12 protein-coding genes are annotated in these 15,406 nt (G+C 44.0%); 7 read left to right on the forward strand and 5 right to left on the reverse strand.

What is annotated here, in order from left to right; all coding sequences use genetic code 11:
* Nucleotide 1 precedes the first annotated feature (1 nt).
* Complete coding sequence (gene add, locus LEP1GSC060_RS01910; RefSeq protein WP_036095200.1) at nucleotides 2-1,330, reverse strand: adenosine deaminase; 1,329 nt, start codon at nucleotides 1,328-1,330, stop codon at nucleotides 2-4.
* A 393-nt stretch (nucleotides 1,331-1,723) separates the two neighbouring features.
* Here add and LEP1GSC060_RS01915 point away from each other — a divergent pair, with 393 nt between their 5' ends.
* A complete protein-coding gene (locus LEP1GSC060_RS01915) occupies nucleotides 1,724-2,923 on the forward strand; it encodes a DegT/DnrJ/EryC1/StrS family aminotransferase (protein ID WP_036095202.1) in 1,200 nt (399 codons plus the stop codon).
* Here the strand turns inward: LEP1GSC060_RS01915 and LEP1GSC060_RS01920 are convergent.
* On the reverse strand, nucleotides 2,920-3,783 hold the full coding sequence (locus LEP1GSC060_RS01920) for an alpha/beta fold hydrolase (protein WP_002995042.1): 864 nt from the start codon (nucleotides 3,781-3,783) through the stop codon (nucleotides 2,920-2,922). The genes LEP1GSC060_RS01915 and LEP1GSC060_RS01920 overlap by 4 nt on opposite strands.
* A gap of 268 nt (nucleotides 3,784-4,051) precedes the next feature.
* Here LEP1GSC060_RS01920 and LEP1GSC060_RS01925 point away from each other — a divergent pair, with 268 nt between their 5' ends.
* The 4 genes from LEP1GSC060_RS01925 to LEP1GSC060_RS01940 are packed head-to-tail and all read left to right on the forward strand — an operon-like array spanning nucleotide 4,052 to nucleotide 9,675.
* A complete protein-coding gene (locus LEP1GSC060_RS01925; RefSeq protein ID WP_002995438.1) occupies nucleotides 4,052-6,373 on the forward strand; it encodes an ATP-binding protein in 2,322 nt (773 codons plus the stop codon).
* A gap of 38 nt (nucleotides 6,374-6,411) precedes the next feature.
* Entirely contained in the window at nucleotides 6,412-7,923 is a 1,512-nt protein-coding gene (locus LEP1GSC060_RS01930; RefSeq protein ID WP_002995287.1) for a hybrid sensor histidine kinase/response regulator, read from the forward strand.
* A 5-nt stretch (nucleotides 7,924-7,928) separates the two neighbouring features.
* Nucleotides 7,929-8,927 carry an aminoglycoside phosphotransferase family protein gene (locus LEP1GSC060_RS01935; RefSeq protein WP_036095204.1) on the forward strand — a complete coding sequence of 333 codons (999 nt, stop codon included), beginning with the start codon at nucleotides 7,929-7,931 and terminating at the stop codon, nucleotides 8,925-8,927.
* Nucleotides 8,928-8,946: 19 nt separating this feature from the next.
* On the forward strand, nucleotides 8,947-9,675 hold the full coding sequence (locus tag LEP1GSC060_RS01940; RefSeq protein WP_002995065.1) for a sugar phosphate nucleotidyltransferase: 729 nt from the start codon (nucleotides 8,947-8,949) through the stop codon (nucleotides 9,673-9,675).
* Here the strand turns inward: LEP1GSC060_RS01940 and LEP1GSC060_RS01945 are convergent.
* The 3 genes from LEP1GSC060_RS01945 to LEP1GSC060_RS01950 all read right to left on the reverse strand — a co-directional run bounded on the left by LEP1GSC060_RS01945 (nucleotide 9,666) and on the right by LEP1GSC060_RS01950 (nucleotide 12,649).
* Nucleotides 9,666-10,547 carry a hypothetical protein gene (locus tag LEP1GSC060_RS01945; protein WP_036095207.1) on the reverse strand — a complete coding sequence of 294 codons (882 nt, stop codon included), beginning with the start codon at nucleotides 10,545-10,547 and terminating at the stop codon, nucleotides 9,666-9,668. The genes LEP1GSC060_RS01940 and LEP1GSC060_RS01945 overlap by 10 nt on opposite strands.
* Nucleotides 10,548-10,898: 351 nt before the next feature.
* Nucleotides 10,899-11,231 carry a hypothetical protein gene (locus LEP1GSC060_RS19175; protein WP_002995364.1) on the reverse strand — a complete coding sequence of 111 codons (333 nt, stop codon included), beginning with the start codon at nucleotides 11,229-11,231 and terminating at the stop codon, nucleotides 10,899-10,901.
* An 80-nt stretch (nucleotides 11,232-11,311) separates the two neighbouring features.
* Nucleotides 11,312-12,649 (reverse strand): glucose-6-phosphate isomerase, encoded by a 1,338-nt coding sequence (locus tag LEP1GSC060_RS01950; protein WP_002995421.1) that lies wholly within the window; start codon nucleotides 12,647-12,649, stop codon nucleotides 11,312-11,314.
* A gap of 512 nt (nucleotides 12,650-13,161) precedes the next feature.
* Here LEP1GSC060_RS01950 and galK point away from each other — a divergent pair.
* Both galK and LEP1GSC060_RS01960 read left to right on the forward strand, forming a co-directional pair.
* Nucleotides 13,162-14,313, forward strand: a complete 1,152-nt coding sequence (gene galK / locus LEP1GSC060_RS01955; RefSeq protein WP_036095128.1) for a galactokinase — start codon at nucleotides 13,162-13,164, stop codon at nucleotides 14,311-14,313.
* Nucleotides 14,314-14,477: 164 nt separating this feature from the next.
* Nucleotides 14,478-15,095, forward strand: a complete 618-nt coding sequence (locus tag LEP1GSC060_RS01960; protein ID WP_080634489.1) for a uracil-DNA glycosylase family protein — start codon at nucleotides 14,478-14,480, stop codon at nucleotides 15,093-15,095.
* Nucleotides 15,096-15,406 lie beyond the last annotated feature (311 nt).

A 15,406-nucleotide genomic window follows, 5' to 3' on the forward strand; every position in this document is an offset into this window, starting at 1 on the left:
CTTATCGTTTCAGGCCGTATCTTGCTTTTACAAGATGGATCTTCTTTTCCATTTCCGCCCAAAGCGATTCTTTGTTCGGATGAAAGGATGCGAAAACTCCCTGACGAATCAGATCCACGATCTCATCCAGGGAGAAATCCAAGAATCTCCATAGTTTATAATATTCGTATGTAAGATTTACGTTGAATATCTCGGGATCGTCCGTGTTGATACTGAGCGGAAGTCCCTGATCGTAATAATAACGAACCGGATGGTTCTGTTCTTTGCGTACGTATTTTCCGGTAAACACGTTAGACGTCACACAAATCTCGATCGGGATACGATTTTCCCTTAGATATTTTACAAGTTCGGGATCTTGGATTGCGGAGGTTCCGTGTCCGATTCTTTCGGCTTTGAGAAGTTCCACCGCTTCCCAGATCGCCCAAGGTCCGTCGTCCTCTCCGGAATGCGCCACCACTCTGAGACCGGCTTCTCTGGCCTTTTGGAAAACGGCTTGGTAATCCCTCGCCGGTCCCATCAGCTCCGCGCCCCCGAGTCCGATCCCGATCACTTCCGGATGTCTCAGTTTTAAAACCCGGTCCAGATTTTTCATCGCGTTTTCGGGTCCGAACGATCGGGACACATCGACTAACAAGCGTATGGTGATTCCGTCGTTTTCCTTTTCTTCCCGGATTCGATTTACCAGAAAGTTGACCATCTCTTCGAAATCGAGTCCGTTCTGAATGAACTTCGACGGAGCAAAAAACACCTCGCTGTAAACGATGTTGTTGGCTCTCATGTATTCCGCGAGGCTTCCCACAAAAAATGAAAAGTCGGCGGGTTCTTTTACGAGAGATTGAATAAAAAAGAATACCTGGATGAATCCGTTGAGGTCTTTGAAGTTGAACTTCGCTTCGAACTCTTCGTCCGATACGCTGATTCCGTTCTTTACCATCAACTGTTTCATCGTGTCTTTGTTGACACAAGCTTCGAGGTGGAGATGAATTTCGGTCTTTGGGAGTTCCCGCAGGAAGTTGATTACGTCCTGATCGTCGGGTTTTTCCTTGGAAAGATCCCCGGATGGAAAAAGCCCTTTGATCGGAACCGGCGTTTCCTGTACAACTCCGGTTGTGGGAACTCCTAGAATCCAGGTCGGCGGGTCCAGAACCTCGAGTTCCATGAGGCCCACTCTTTCGTTCAAGAGTTCGTTGATCTGTTTATCGAAAGAAATTTGTAAGGAAGACGAATAGGGCCGATCGGCGGGAAGTCTAGACTTCAGGCGGTTCAGTTCGGTTACATCCCGATCGATGATCCGAATTCTGTCTAGAATCTCTCCAAAAGTTAAAGCCACCAAGACAAGATATATTTTCTAGGAAAAGATTTCAATTCTGATTCGGAAACGGGGAGTTCCCGCACCGCAAGCGACACGCAAGGCTTGGTCCGGTAACTCGGGACCGTTTCGTTTCACGAATCACTTAGGACCGAGCGGGACTCCGCGAGCCTGGAGTGGCGCGGTCCGCGCAAGCGGATGCGGCCGTAAAAAATTTTGCGGACCATTTCAGCTTCGTTGAAAGCCAACATTATGTTTCGACCTATAGGGAGAAACATTGAGTTTCTCGCTTCGCGGCTTTTGGCTGCCTCACTTCCTACGGGTCGTTCGGCACCCGCACTTTTCACCGATTTATCGCTCAGGAAAAACGGCAATCTGCCGAAGTTAAGAAAAGCACCGGGGGTTATGTCCGATATGATCACAGCACGCAAAACGTTTCTACCTTTCGCTCTGCCTTGTATATCCGAAAGGGCCATCGAAGAAGTTTCCTCCGTCCTTCGTTCCGGTTGGATCACTTCGGGACCGAAAGTAAAAGAGTTCGAAGAAGAATTTGCGCGTTACACCGGAGCCGAAAACGCACTCGCGCTCAACTCCGCAACCGCGGGACTTCACTTGGCCTTGGAAGCCATCGGAATGAGCCGCGCGGACGCGGCGATCTGTCCCGCAGTTACGTTCACCGCCACCGCGGAAGTGATCTGCTACTTCGACGCGGAGCCGATTCTCACGGACGTGGATCCGATCTTCAACTTGATGACTCCCGAAACACTTCGAACAACCATCGAAAGAGAATGTATTTATCGGAACGGAACTCTATTCCACAAAAAAACCGGAAAAACCGTAAGAGCGATTTTGCCCGTTCATCTCGCGGGAGTGATCTGCGACATGGAAGGTATATTAGAAATCGCTAAAGAATATCATCTTTACGTAATTGAAGACGCGGCTCACGCGTTCCCCGCCGTTCACAAAGAAAAAAAAATCGGAACCTTCGGCGATTTTACCGTTTTCAGTTTTTACGCCACCAAGGGAATCACAACCGGAGAAGGTGGAATGGTAACGACCAACCATTCTCACTTTGCAGAAAGAATCAAACTCATGCGTCTGCACGGGATCAATCGGGAAACCTACGATCGTCCCGGCTGGTATTACGAAGTGGTTTCTCCCGGTTTCAAATACAATATGACTGACATCGCCGCGGCTCTCGGGATCGTTCAACTTTCCGAAGCGGACGATCTCTGGAAACGAAGAATTTCAATAGCCGAGTTGTACAAAAAAGAATTTTCCGATCTTCCGTTTTTACACCTTCCTCTGAACGCTCCGGACGGAGAACATTCCTGGCATCTTTTCAGAGTGGAAGTGGATCGCGCCTCTTCCAAAATGGATCGGGACATCTTCGCATCCGAATTAAAAAAACGGAATATAGGTTCCAGCCTTCACTTCATTCCTCTTTACGAACATCCGTTTTACGGTTCTCGTTTCGGATTTAAAAAAGAACTTTTCCCCAATTCGAACGCGATGTATTCCAGATCGCTTTCGATCCCTCTTTTTCCGGGTATGAAAGACGAAGACGTTCAGGACGTGATCAAAGCCGTCAAAGAAATTTTCAACGGACTTTAATCCAGATAACGATTGATTTCCAAAGAAAGTTCTTCCGGTTTTTCCATGTGAATCGCGTGTTTGGCGCCGGGAATCAGAACGAGTTTGCTCTTTTTCAAATAAGAATGGAGTTTTTTCGTCATCGCCGCGTCCGTGATCGGATCTTCCTTACCGGAAACGATCAATGCAGGAATTTTAATATCTCCCAGTTTTTTTCCGAGAAAAATCTCCTCCTCTCTTTCCAACGTATTGACCGTCAAAAATTGATTCGGGAGCTCGTTCCAAGATCGAATCAGAGCCTTTCTTGCGATTTTTCCGGGCGGCTCCGGAGTTTCGTAATACAACGCTTCGATGAGTTTCAAAAGATCGTCTTCGTTTTTGGGAAACAGAAGTTCTTTCATTTCGTCTCGTTTGGGATGTGGAATTCCCCCCGGAGCGATGAGAACCAACTTGGAAATTCTTTTTTCTCGATCTCGCAGAGAAATGTGCATCGCGATCAAGGCTCCCATCGAATGACCGCCTAATACGAGTTTGGTGAGATTCAATTTTCGGATCGCCTCGTAGATCAAATCCCCGAATACGTCCACTTGATACAGATATTTCAGAGGCGGCAGTTTGCTCTTTCCAAATCCGGGGATATCCGGAATCAAAATCCGATAGTCTTGTCGAATTTTAGGAGCCACTTTTCTAAGCCCCGTCGCGGAATCCAAAAGACCGTGGATCAAAAGAATCGTTTTATTTTTTTCGGGATTTTTTTCCAAAAAATAAATCGAATTCCCGCCGGTTTCCACTTCGAGATCCCGAAACCCGAGAATCTCTTTCATATATTTTTTCTTTTTCCATTGATAATAACTCAGGAATAATCCGTACATCGACTTCATAAGTGCAGATTCTCTATTACGTTTTGTTCTAACTTTTTGTAAAACCGGATTTATCCGTCTTAAAACTTAACGAACCGAGATTCGAAAGAGCATTTCGGATGATCGACGATTTGCCGAATCCTAGTAAGACCGAAATCGCACGTGCCGTTTTAAGAAATTTTTAACCGAAAACGTTTTTCCGGAACCGGTAAAAACAAGATCCGGAATTAGTTCTTGCAAAGAATGGAAAGTAAGTCGAAACTCACTTAAGGTTTTACCCGGAATCAGGATGTCAGACTCTTTACTTTCCGCTCTCTATTCTTTCTTCCATCCGATTCAGGAAGGAGTTCTCGCCTTAGACATGGCAACGGAAACCATCCTTTATCTGAATCCGGCTCTTGAAAATATCTTAGGTTACCCCGCCGAAGAACTCGAAGGGAAATCGATCGACGTCATTCTTTCCAGTTCCACATTTCCGAGGGAAGCGATAACGGTCAAACGCAACGAACCCTTAAAAGTCTATTGGCAACTCCGGTATAAAAGCGGAGAAAGAAAACTCGTCAATTTTACGATCAATACCATTAACTTTGCCGGACGGGACTTACTGTTATTCTATTTCACCGATCAGTCCGAAATCCAACAAACGGAACTCAGACTTTACTATATGCAAAGTATCTTAAGAACCTTAAGACTTTTGAGACAAAATCTGAGATACTTGACTTCGGAAAGTTCCGTCTTTCAAAAACTATGCGATACTCTCAAGGAAAATCCGCATTACTTTTTAGTCTGGGCCTTTTTTTTCAAAGACGGAGAACTTCAGGTTCTGGGACAAAAAGATATGAATCCGGATTTAAAACTCAAAATTCATTCATTCATTTCTTCGAATATTCCGTTTCCAATGAGAACCCTGATCGACACGAAGGATAATTTCGTCATTTACGAGTTCGGAAACGGAAAGTATCCGGAATGGGAGTCGGCTTTTGCGGAGCATAAATTCCGCAGAAGCCTTGCGATCGGAATCCGGGAAAAGGAAAAACTCCTGGGAGGAATCGAAATTCTGTCCTTGGAAGGAATGGCCTTCGATTCCGGGGAAAATTTTCTCTACGAAGAAATCATCGCAGACGTCCATAGTTCCCTTCAAAACGCAAAAACCGAAAGAACAAGAATCGAAAACTCCAAAAAATTGCAGTTCCAAGGAGCGCTTCTCAATTCCATAGAGGTTCCTCTCATTTCCACGGACGACGAAGGTTATATCACCTACGGAAATCAAAGTCTCGAAAGAATATTAGGAGTTTATAAAGAAGACTTTATAGATCTTCCGATCGGAAAAGTCCTAAATCTAAACCCCTCGACTTTAGACAAACTTTCCAAGGAAGAATTCAGAACCGAAATCAAAATGAAAATTTTTCCGGACGTAGAAGTCCCGATGCTCCTCGCCTCTTCGATGATCAGAGACGAATACGGAAACTCGATCGGAACGATTCTTCTGCTGCTCGACATCACCGAACAGAAAAAAAACGAGGAGCTGATCCGTTCCTCCGAAATCAAACTCAGAAACCTATTCTCCGCTATGAACAACGGAATCGTAATCCTCACGCCGGAAGGAATCGTTCTGGAAGTGGCTCCGATTCTCAAATTTCTTTTATTCCAAATTTTGAATGTAAATCCCGGAGAAAATTTATTTCCTCTCTTCGCGCCGAAAGTTTCCGAAGAAATCGAAACCGGAATCAAAAACTGTCTCGAATCCCACAGAGCCGTATTTCTGGATCTTCCGATTCAGTTCATCGAAGAGGAGGAAAACTTCTTTTCGATCAAAATCCTTCCTCTTAAAAAATATAGGGAGAACGGCGAGGCCGTGATGTTGATCTTTTCGGACATCACTCAAACCAAACTTTTGGACAAACAACTCTACGAAACCGCCAGATTCGCATCCATAGGCGAACTCGCCGCCGGAATCGCACACGAAGTGAACAATCCGCTTCAAGCCAGCCTACTTTACCTCGAAGAACTTATCGAAACCGAAGAATCCGATCCGGCGGAAAGATTAAAAATTTATAAAAGAATCGAAGCGGCGAGCGTTCGAATCCGGGATCTCATCAAATCCCTTCTGGATTTAGGGAGAACCGTGGCGAGAGAAAAAGAACTCGTGTCTCCTTATTACATTCTTCTCAGAGCCTGCGAGTTGATCGAAGTTTCCTGCAAAAAAAACGGGATCGAGCTGAAACGGATCGCAAATCCGGACCTTCCTAAAATTCGAGTGGCCTGGCAGGAAATCGAACAAGTTCTGATCAATTGTTTGGTGAACGCGATCAATGCGATCTCCGAAATGGAAATCAAACCTACGTTTCCGAAAATTTCGATTACGGTTCGGAAAGAATTTCATTTGAACCGAGACTCGATTCTTTTTACAATTTTAGATAACGGTCCCGGAATGGCAAAAGACGTTTTGGATAAGGCCTTTCTTCCTCTTTTTACAACCCGAAGAGGAAAACAAGGAACCGGTTTGGGTCTTGCCATTTCACAAAGGATCATTTCCGAACACGACGGAACGATCTTTCTGGAATCTTCACCCGGAAACGGAACTAGGGTTTTGATTCGCCTTCCTATCTAGGACGATTTTTGTGGTAAAATAATGTTTGGCGTAAGTTTATGGAATCAAAGTCTACTTCAGTACTCGTTATCGACGACGAATCCGAAATTCGTACGGTTCTGGAAAGAGTCATTTCCAGAGAAGGATATCGCGTGTTATCCGCCAAGGATTCCGATTCCGCTCTTGAAATCATCCGAAACCAAAAGATAGACGTAGTCATTTCGGATATCGTTATGAACGGTAAAAACGGCATCGAAGTCACGAAAGAAATCCGTAAAATCAACGAGAACATTCCCGTCATCCTAATGACCGGAAACCCGGACCTGACCACCGCCGAAGAAGCGGTTCGTAATCGCGTGTTCGATTATATCTCCAAACCGATACGCCGCAGAAGTATTCTGGAAGTTTTAGAAAAGGCTAAAATAGAAAAGGAAACACGCGACAAACACGCGGAAAACCTGATCAAATCGGAAACGGAAAACACCAAATTGGCGCAAAGAGCCAAAGATCTTTATTTACAAAATTATAATATACTAAATGCAACGAGCGATTGTGTGATCACTCTGGATCGGGATCTCAAATTTTCCGGTTTAAACCGGGCCGCTTTGGACGCGTTCGGATATACCGAAGAGGAAATCGTCGGAAAATATTTCAACGTTCTGAGTCCTCCCGGAAAAGAAACGTTTTACATGGAAAGGGTGGTTCGGCTTTTAAAAAGAAAAAACAAAAGACAAATTGCGAGAATGAATCGCGCGGATCTGAAAAGTAAAAACGGGGATATAAGAACCTACGAAATCTCCGTTTGTTATTACGACATCGAAGGCCAGACGTATTACACCGGAATCGCAAGGGACATCACGAACAAACTTTTAATTTCGGAAAAACTCATAGACGCGGAAAGGCGAGCGTTTCTTTCCATTCTCGCTTCGAGTATCGGACACGAGATCAACAATTCTTTGACCGCGATTCAGGGTCATATCGAAATCGCAAAACTTCCGGACGCAACGGAACAAATCCGCCAAAAGACGATTCAGATCACCTGGAGCCAATTGATTAAGTTAAAAACTCTCACAAACAATCTTTTACAATTGGGAAAACCCGGCGAAAGTTTGAGGAAGTCCTCGGAATCGATCAATCTAAACGAATGTGTGGAAAGTGTGATCGACGTTTTTCAAAAAACCTCCAGACTCAAAAATTGCCGGATCCATTTTAAACCGGAGCCGACTCCCGTATTGGTGGAATCGGACCAGGACCAACTCGCCCTTTTACTTTCCAACATCATTTTAAATTCCGCCGACGCAACCGGCAATCAAGGAAACATTCAAATTTCCGTATATACTAGAAACCATCATCCGGTCGTTTCCATTTTGGACAACGGAATCGGAATGAACGAAGAAGTGATTCGAAAAATTTATCAGCCTTATTTTACGACAAAGGGAATCGGAAAAGGAACGGGACTCGGAATGTTCGTCGCCAAGGAAATCGCGGACCAACGCGGAATCAAAATCGAAATCGAATCGGAACTTAATTCAGGGACGGAATTCCGTTTGGTTTTTCCGGACAAGGTATGAACGACGTGAACTCTTCCGTCTCGTTAACGGATCAGGAATTGAAATTTCTGGAGTTTTCCGGAAAACTTCCTCAGAAAATCTCCCCCATCACCGTGGAAGCCTCGGATCGAAAATACTTCCGTGTCGTTTATCCGGACCGAACTCTTGTTCTTTGTAAGGACGTTCGTTTTCAACACGACTTCGTCGAAATCGCGGATTTCCTAAGTCACGAACAATTCGTAGTTCCCGAAATTCTCAAAAAAGATCTGATTCATTTTTTGATCCTAATGTCCGACGGCGGGGAAAGGGATCTGACCTCGATTACGGACGATTTGGAATATAGGGAATGGCTCGTAAAATCGATCGAAATCCTGGTAAAATTACAAAGGACAAATCCGATCCCTCCCGTAAGTTCGAGGGAATTCGACTTGGAAAAGTTCGATTTCGAAAGTACATTCACATATTCTAATTATTTAAAGCTCCAGAAAGAACTCCGCCTCAAAACCCAACTAAGAAGCGAAGTGAAAATTTTCATCGAGGAATGTTCCGCCTTTCTGGCCGAATATCCCGTAAAGGTTTTTTGTCACAGGGATTTTCACGGAAGGAATCTTTTGATCAATTCTGAAAATCAAATTTGTATGATCGATTTTCAGGACGCGAGAATGGGAACTCCCTTTTACGATCTTGCGAGTATTCTTTACGACGCTTATAGGCCGATTCCGTTCGGAATGAGACAGGGACTATATCAGCTTTTTCTAAAACTCAGCGAACAGAATTTTCCCAGATCCAAGGAATGCCATTACATCCAGTGTCTCCAACGTTCTTATAAGGCGCTCGGTTCTTATTTTTATTTGGTAGCCGACAAAAAAATGGATAAATATAGGGAAAGCCTTCTAAACGCACTCGATAATCTTTTGGAAATCGTTCAAGCGGGTTTGTTTCCGGATCAACTCTACGTATTCTTTTATCTGTTAAAAGAAGAACTCCTATCCAATTCCTCCTTTATGAAGGGAATCAAACGATGAAAAGACCGAAGGTTTCGTTTTGAAATTTTTTATTCCCGCGGCGGGTTTCGGAACCAGAATGAAGGAACTCACCAAAGACGTTCCTAAACCTTTGCTTCCGTTAAACGGAATTCCTCTCGTCTATTATTCCTTGTTTCAGGCTTGGAAACAAAACGCGGAAGCCGCCGTCGTGAACACGCATTATCTGGGGGAAAAGATCCGTAAAGAACTCGAAACGTTTTCCCTCTTCCCTTTGATCGTCTCCGAGGAAAAAAAAGAAATTTTAGGAACCGCGGGTGGAATCAGAACGGGATTGGAAAAAGCGGGTTGGATGGGAGAAACGATCGGGATCATAAATCCGGACTTTCTTTATTTTCCGGAAAGTTCTTTCCAAATGCGGAACTCGCTTTCGGAAAACGATTGTCTTTTGTATCTTTTGCCTCAACCGGAATCGGCGGGTTATACCGGACTGGGTCTTATCGACAAAAAAGTTTTCTTCGGGAAGGGAAACCTGTTCTACGTCGGAATTTCGGTGTTGAACAGCGGCGTTCTGGCGGGAATTCAACCGGAAACCTATTTCGATCTTTCTCATATCTTCCAGGAACTTTCCGCCAAACAACGGTTAACCGGAGAATTGTTTCCGGGAGAAGCGGTCGACCTGGGAGAAAAAGAATATTATCTTTCTCTAAAGGAAAAAAATTTTTCGGAACGTTTAGGTTTCCGTTGGAAGGAATTTTTGGAACTTTGCCGACTTCCTACTCAGAGGTAAGAGGAAAGACACCAAGCACAGATCCCGTTTCCCGCTCGAACCGGTTCCGGAATCCCTTTGATCGGTACATCGTCCGGGATTTTGGAAAAAAAAATCCGATCGTCCACGGTTCTTCCGCAATAACTGCAACGATTCGTTTTCCAAGGAAGTTCGATTTCCTGTTCGTGACTTTCTTTCGGAACTCCCTCGTCGTTCCGATTTTTTTTACGAATACTTCTGTATTCCTCTCCGAAAGGCACCTCCAGTCTGGAAGTATGGATTTTTTCTCCGACGCCGATTCGAAACAACTCCGGTTTTAATCCGATTTTCCGAAGGATAAGGATCGAAAACGCAAGCCCTATGTCCCTGCCATCCTCGTCTTCGGGATAAGAATCATAATAATCCATTAAATCCTTATATTCCATCGCGGTCGCGAGATATTTTCTCAGGCGTTCTTCCATAAAAGGAATCACTTTAGAATTATTTAATACTTCGGCGGCGATCCCCGTATGATTGTGACGAATGATCACTTTCAAAAACAAACCTTTTGTCTTGAATACGTTTCTTGCGGCGTTTAAGTCGAAGGTATTTAAGAACTTTCTAAATTCTTCCTCGCTGCAATCGAACGCGTTTTGATCCAAAAAATCGATCCCCTCTTCCTCATAAAAGTATTCCCTCAGATTGGAAGTAGCGGCGTGTAAAAGCATTTCCTGAATTACAGAATAAACGACCGGAGCCAGATCGCCTTTGTTGTAGTTTTCGAGACAGAGTTTTACGAACTTTTCCAAATTCAGTCGAAAAGAATCGTTGAGTACATATCCCGTGAGTTCGATCCGCGTTCCGGCTTCGATCGCCCTAAGAAGGCGGGTCCATCTTTTAAATTCTTGGTCCATTTTTTCTTGAGAAAAAATTCTCAAGAAAAACTATCCGAGTTTTTCGAGAAAGAAAACCCATTTTTAGCTCGTTTTGGAAAAAGAAAGGTATATGCAAACTTTAGAATTTAAGAAATCGATGTTTTAACTCGATGAAAAAAATATGCCAATCCCGACCTAGGAGTCAATTCTCAAAGATCGGGATTGGCAAAATTTGGAGATCCGTAAGTTGCAAACAGTGTAAGAACATAACCGATATTCAACGGCGACAAAGGCACGGATTAAAAGTCCCAACGACGCCATTGAATATCACTAAAAACGTTTTGTAAGACATATTTCCCCGCAAGGACAAAGACTAGAAACTAAGACTAGTTATACGAGAGTAGGAGGAGGTAAATTCAGCAGATTTAGAGTTTGGAAGTTACAGAAGTGGAATTGGAACCTATCCTGGAGGGAAGTTACTTTGTTTTTGAATACGAATAGTATGTTTTTATGGGTTAAAGAGTGGAAACTCAGTAGGAATTCAAACTCTTCCTCCAACTGAACCGGCTCTTTGTATTCGGATCCAACCCCGTCTATTGTTTGTTTGTGGGGATGCAACTTCCCAGGAAGATTGCCGGAAGGAACGACTGAAATGGATAGAAACAAAAACGCCAGGATAACGGACGTTAGTTGAAAACCGATTTTGTTTTTGTGTCCCTTCACGCCATCATCCGGCTTTTTATTTTAAAAGATGTCAAGCAGGAAAATGAAATTTCGATTTTGTCCTTAGACAAAATGAACGTTTAATCACCCAGAATTCTTTTTCGAAGAGACTCCCCTTCTTTTTCAAAACCGGCCTTATTCAATAGGGCAAACATATTCTTTTTATACGCTTCCACTCCGGGTTGATCAAAAGGATTTACACCTAAAGTGTAACCGGAAATCGCACAGGAATATTCAAAAAAATACATCAATTCTCCCAGGGATTCGGGAGATATATCCGGAAAGATGAGTTCCAAACAAGGAACTCCTCCGTCGGCGTGTGCGAGTAACGTTCCAAGTCTGGCTTGTTCGTTCACGTATCCGAGCGTATTTCCGGATAGAAAATTGAGAGAGTCCAAATTATCCGGTGTCGGCTTCAAAGTCAGATTCGAACAAACCTCGGAAGGACTTAGGACCGTTTCGAATAAGATTCGTTTTCCTTCCTGAACGTATTGTCCGAGAGAATGAAGATCGGTCGTAAAATCCATTGAGGCGGGAAAAATTCCCTTATTCTCCTTTCCTTCGCTTTCCCCGAACAGTTGTTTCCACCACTCGGATATATATCGGAGTGAAGGATTAAAGTTCGCTAATACTTCCACACATCGTCCCTCGGATAGGAAATAGTTTCTAAACGCGGAATAATATACGGCGGGGTTCCGCTCCGGATCGGCTTCGGCGTGTAGATCGTTTAAAATATTTTGAAATCCTAATATGAATTTTCGAATCGAAACCCCGGCCGCCGCCAACGGAAACAATCCTACGGGAGTCAAAACGGAATACCTTCCACCCACGTTATCCGGAATTGTAAACGTATCGAATCCTTCCGCATCGGCAAACGTTTTCAACGCCCCTTTCGAAACATCGGTAGTCGCGACAACCCTGGAAGCCGCGGAGGTCCCGTATTTTTTACGAAGAAGTTCCCAAAATAGACGAAACGCGATCGCGGGCTCGGTGGTTGTTCCCGACTTTGAAATGACGTTCACCGAAAAATCCCGATCTTCGAGATATTCCATCAGTTCGGACAAATATCTGGATTCGAGGTGATGTCCCGCAAAAACGACTTCCGGATTTCCTTTGGAGGATTTTCTGAAAAACGGTAAGGTCGCCTCCAATACGGCGCGGGATCCGAGATAGGATCCTCCGATTCCGATCACGACGATTACTTCGGAAGAGGCTCGCAATCGTTGGGCGACTTGGATAATTCTTTCGATTTCCGATTCTTCCATTTCTTTGGGTAGATTCAACCATCCCAAATATTCGTTTCCTTTTCCTTGGAAAGAATGAAGTGTACGTCGTGCGGCTTCCGCCTCCGTCAAAAAGGTTTCGAATTTTCGGGAATGTACGAAGGAACTGGCGAATCTGGTTTCTAATCGAATCATTATTTATTACGAAATTCCCTTTTCACATTTCTTTCGCGAAAGTAGTTCCCAATTCTCCCCAAAAGAGAACGCTTGAACAGTTTGAAAAAACGAAATCGACGGGCAAGAAAAATCCGACGCTGGCTCAGTTTTGACTCAGCGCTCGACGTGACTCGGAGCTTGTTATTTTCAGCGCTGAGTTGCTCCTTACGGTTGATCTTTGCGCCAGAGATCGAAGCGACGCGGAACGCGGTCCCAAATTCAGCGTATTGTTGTCTGCCGTTGTAACACGGGACCGAAGCCGTTAGGCGGAGTCGCGAAAGAGCTCGGTCCTTTCGATCGCAGATCGAAAGGAGGCGCCCGTCTTTTAAAAATAGGAGTTCCCGCATTTTGAATGACGAGGGTTCAGGACTTTACACCCGCCAATCCTACTTATCGACGGACCCTGAAGTATGATTCCTAAAATATGGAGAAGGATTGACGAGAATCGATGCTTTCGACAGGATTTCCGGGATTTTCCTAACAATCATCCAATGAATCAAGATGAATTATCAAAAATCCTAAAAACCGTGTTCCCTGCAAACGAGGAAACCATTCGCTTTTTTTCCGCTCCGGGCCGGATCAACATCATCGGAGAACACGTTGACTACGCGGGTGGAATCGTTCTTCCCGCTGCGATCGACTTTTCGATCCGAATCGCAATTCGTAAAAATAAGGAACGAAAATTCGGAATTTATTCCGTTTCTTCCGTTGAAAAAATCGAAACGGAATCGATCGCCTATGATTCCGATCATCCTTGGGTAAACTATGTCTACGGAGTGATCGAAGAATTTAGAAAACTCGGTTTTATTTCGGATTTTTTCGACTTAGTCGTCTGGGGAAACATTCCACAAGGCGCGGGACTTTCTTCTTCCGCCGCATTCGAAGTCGCGGTCGCGTTTGCTCTTTCTGAAATTCACGATTGGAAACTTTCCAGAGAAGAGATTGCGTTGTTAAGTCAAAACGCCGAAAATCACTTCGTCGGCGTCCATTGCGGAATTATGGATCAGTTCGTTATCGCTACGGCAAAGGAAGGATTTTGTATCGCCCTTGATACGGAAAACCTGCGGTATGATTTTCACGAGATGGTTTTGGATGGTCACGAATTTTATCTGATCGATTCCAAGGTAAAACATTCTCTTAAGGACAGCGCTTACAATCTTCGCAGAAAAGAGGTGGAATCCGCGTTTCAGAAAATCAAAAATCGCAAATCCTCCCTCCCAACCCTTTACCAAGCAGAATTAGCGGATTTGGAAAACATTGTGTTTGGCCTTAGCGAAATCGAACAAAAAAGAGCAAGGCACATTATCGGAGAAAGACTTAGAACTTCCAAAGTGATCGAGAATTTAAAAAGCGGTAATGCTAAAGCGGTGGGCGAAATCCTTTTCGAATGCCATCTTTCCCTTTCCAAAGATTACGAAGTTTCCTGCGTAGAAACGGATTTTATAGTCGAAGAACTCAGACGAGAAGGAACTCTGGGCGCCAGAATGATCGGGGGAGGTTTTGGAGGTTGTGTCTTGGTACTGGACAAAGTAGGCAGAAAGAATACCTTGTTTGATAAAATAAAAATTCGCTACTTTAAACAATTTGAAAACGAACCGGAATTATATTCGTTTCGAATCTCCGACGGAGTTAAAGAATTTTAAAATCCTTGATCGACGACGATGGCCGTTTTACTGATCTCTATAGAATTGAGTACCGTTAATTTTTATCGCAAAATACCGTTTTAATTCAAAATATCAGGTATTTTATTATATAGTTATGAGTAACTTACAAGACCCATAACTCGTTCAATTCAATTTTGCGTCGAATGAAAAGTAGAAAATTAGAATATTCAAATCATATTGATCGTCTTTTGAGCTGCAGGAAATGCCCGAAAATGGTAGGCAAACCGGTTCACGGCTGCGTTCCGTCCTCAAGGATCATCAGTTTAGGTCAGGCCCCCGGCGTCCACGAAGAAAGATTCGGCAAACCCTTTGCCTACACGGCGGGTAAAACCCTTTTCGGCTGGTTCCATAAGATCGGTATCGAGGAGGAAATCTTTCGTAGTAAGGTGAACATGTCCGCTGTCTGTAGATGTTTTCCCGGTAAAGCGAAAAGCGGAGATCGTAAACCGGATGCGGAAGAAGTAAAAAATTGTTCCGAGTTTCTCGAATTCGAAGTTCGTTTTCATAAGCCGGATCTTTTGATTCCGATCGGCAAACTCGCGATCGATCAGTTGTTTGATTGCGGGAAGTACAAACTCGAGGACGTGATCGGCAGATGTTTTTCGCGGGAACTCTACGGAATCCGGTTCGATTGGATCCCGTTGCCGCACCCGTCGGGTCTGAACGTATGGAATCATACGGAGATTGGCAAAAAATTGATACAAAGGGCATTGGGCATCCTCAAAAATCATCCCGTTATTCGAGAAGAATTCTTTCTTTGATCGAAGTTTTGCGGGAACTCCCCGATAAAATACATTATAAACTTAGGTAGGATCATCCCATTGAAATTTGAGTGGAGATTTTACCAAATGAATTGTTATTTTGGATTTAGAATTCGTCCTTAAACCTTAAAAGTATATTAGATATCGGCTATTAAATAACGTGAGTTCGGCGTAACCAATGCGAAAGCGATTATATATTTCGACCGATCTCACGATCCACAGGGAGTGAGATTGAGTTTAGGAAAGCTCTGCGTTGAGTTACTCGAACGACTTGGGTAACTAAAGTGGCACTGCTCCCTAAGGGTCGCAGC

This window comes from Leptospira weilii serovar Ranarum str. ICFT (assembly GCF_000332415.1).
Taxonomy (GTDB): Bacteria; Spirochaetota; Leptospiria; order Leptospirales; family Leptospiraceae; genus Leptospira; species Leptospira weilii_A.

What these genes read in the sequence shown, in the direction of transcription:
- LEP1GSC060_RS01915 (WP_036095202.1), top strand. Translation starts at nt 1,724, where the DNA reads ATGATCACAGCACGCAAAACGTTTCTACCTTTCGCTCTGCCTTGTATA.
- LEP1GSC060_RS01920 (WP_002995042.1), bottom strand. Translation starts at nt 3,783, where the DNA reads ATGAAGTCGATGTACGGATTATTCCTGAGTTATTATCAATGGAAAAAG.
- LEP1GSC060_RS01925 (WP_002995438.1), top strand. Translation starts at nt 4,052, where the DNA reads ATGTCAGACTCTTTACTTTCCGCTCTCTATTCTTTCTTCCATCCGATT.
- LEP1GSC060_RS01930 (WP_002995287.1), top strand. Translation starts at nt 6,412, where the DNA reads ATGGAATCAAAGTCTACTTCAGTACTCGTTATCGACGACGAATCCGAA.
- LEP1GSC060_RS01945 (WP_036095207.1), bottom strand. Translation starts at nt 10,547, where the DNA reads ATGGACCAAGAATTTAAAAGATGGACCCGCCTTCTTAGGGCGATCGAA.
- LEP1GSC060_RS01950 (WP_002995421.1), bottom strand. Translation starts at nt 12,649, where the DNA reads ATGATTCGATTAGAAACCAGATTCGCCAGTTCCTTCGTACATTCCCGA.
- galK (WP_036095128.1), top strand. Translation starts at nt 13,162, where the DNA reads ATGAATCAAGATGAATTATCAAAAATCCTAAAAACCGTGTTCCCTGCA.
- LEP1GSC060_RS01960 (WP_080634489.1), top strand. Translation starts at nt 14,478, where the DNA reads ATGAAAAGTAGAAAATTAGAATATTCAAATCATATTGATCGTCTTTTG.